Source organism: Ensifer sp. ENS08 (assembly GCF_014852195.1).
GTDB lineage: Bacteria > Pseudomonadota > Alphaproteobacteria > Rhizobiales > Rhizobiaceae > Ensifer > Ensifer adhaerens.
On record NZ_JACVBF010000052.1, the window covers coordinates 1 to 632 of the forward strand.

Here is a 632-nt window from a genome sequence, read left to right on the forward strand (position 1 = left end):
CGCACGACCTCTTCGAGTTCGCCCTCCATCTCCGGCGGCATGTCCGGGCGCGGCTCGCGGAAGTCCTCGAAGTCGGCGGCGGAAAACACCAGCATCTCGCCGGCACCGTTGTGGCGGAAATAGTCGTTACCCTGCTTGTACTTGACCGACGACGTCCATTTCAGGAAGTCGTCCTTCTCCTGCTTCGGCTTCTGGGTGAAGAGGTTGTAGGCAAGGCGGACCGTCATCTGGCCCTCGTCCGAGAGCTTCTGGATGACGGCATAGTCATCCGGGTAGTTCTGGAAGCCGCCGCCGGCGTCGATGACGCTGGTGACGCCGAGCCGGTTGAGCTCGCGCATGAAATGACGGGTCGAGTTGACCTGGTAATCGAAGGGCAGCTTCGGCCCCTTGGCGAGCGTCGAATAGAGGATGCCGGCATTGGGCTTGGCCAAGAGCAGCCCCGTCGGGTTGCCGCTGGCATCGCGAGTGATCTCGCCGCCCGGCGGGTTCGGCGTGTCCCTGGTGTAGCCGACGGCGCGGAGCGCCGCGGCATTGAGCAGCGCCCGGTCATAGAGATGCAGCAGGAACACCGGCGTATCGGGCGCGACCGCGTTGATCTCATCGATCGTCGGCAACCGCTTTTCGGCGAACTG

The 632-nt window shown here is 64.1% G+C and carries 1 protein-coding gene; it reads right to left on the reverse strand.

Annotated elements, in window-relative coordinates:
• The coding region (locus IB272_RS34460) for an amidohydrolase family protein (RefSeq protein ID WP_192445893.1) at window positions 1–632 on the reverse strand (632 nt) is incomplete at both ends.